Here is a 1,130-nt window from a genome sequence, read left to right as displayed (position 1 = left end):
ACTGAATGCGTAAAATTTGCAGAAGTAAGAACTGCAAGCTCTCTAAGTTTATTAAGCCAAAAAACTGCTAAACGTATGAGAGTTAACCAAAACAGGAACAACCACCCAACAATCAATCGTATTGATGCGGGTACTCATTTAGAAGGACACCTCAAAACAAACTCTCCTCTGGTTATTAGTGGTTCATTTCACGGCACAATAAGTTCAGAAAGCTCGGTAGAAACCACCAAAGGCTCTATAGTCTTAGGCGAAATAAAAGCAGAGCGACTTATTATTAATGGTCAATGGCAAGGAAAAGCTCAAATTCAGGGAGAAACCCTGTTAGAAAGCCATGCTCTGGCCGATGGTGAACTAATCACCAACAAACTCTCAATCAGGCAAGGAGCCCAATTCAATGGCCTTTGCCAAATGCAAGACCCCACCGCGACACACATAAAACAGATCAGTTTAAAACAACAACTAGCCTAAACATTATGGTTATGCGATGGAAAACTACACTACTCACTACGGTCATTTTCTGGACCTGTATCAATTTGGCAAATGCGCAGTCGGTGGGAATCGGAAAAACAGACTTCAAACCTGATGAAAGTGCCATTTTAGAACTGAAATCAGACAGTCAGGGACTTTTGGTACCACGCATTTCCCTCAAGCAAAGAGACAATATTAAAAATCCTGCCTTGGGTTTGCTCATTTTTCAAACCGATGGTGAGGCTGGTTTTTACTATTACTCCCCCACCGGTTGGACAGCCCTTAAGAGCAACGGATCGGTGCAGGTAGGGCAATACCAACAACTGTCTTTCGATGCACAAACCGGTATTCTCTCATTAGAACAAGGTGGAAGCGTGGATTTAAGTCAATACCTGTATCAGCAGAAATTTCACGCAGGAACCAGTAACCCAGACTCCTCCGTTGGTGCAGACGGAGACTTCTATCTCAACACCTCCTCTTACCAACTCTTCGGCCCTAAATCAGCAGGCAGTTGGGGCAGCGGAACTTCCCTTATTGGGCCTCAGGGAGTTCAGGGGCTTAAAGGCGACAAGGGCGATCAGGGCGAACAAGGAACCCAGGGACCTAAAGGTGACAAAGGGGAAAAAGGTGATGCCGGCCCACAAGGACCTAAGGGAGATAAA

General features: G+C 45.1%; 1 protein-coding gene and 1 pseudogene. Both read left to right on the top strand.

Features of this window, described 5'->3' with window-relative positions:
• Positions 1-468, top strand: a 468-nt coding sequence (locus B3763_RS06650; protein WP_286745006.1) for a bactofilin family protein, incomplete at its 5' end; no start/stop codon positions are given.
• Positions 469-479: 11 nt separating this feature from the next.
• Positions 480-1,130, top strand: a pseudogene (locus B3763_RS06645) (hypothetical protein); the annotation flags it as partial.

Origin of the sequence: Roseivirga sp. UBA1976 (assembly GCF_002336325.1) — a bacterium.
GTDB classification, from domain to species: domain Bacteria; phylum Bacteroidota; class Bacteroidia; order Cytophagales; family Cyclobacteriaceae; genus Roseivirga; species Roseivirga thermotolerans.
Note: the sequence above shows the minus strand (reverse complement) of the source record. Positions and strands in the feature narration are given on the sequence as shown.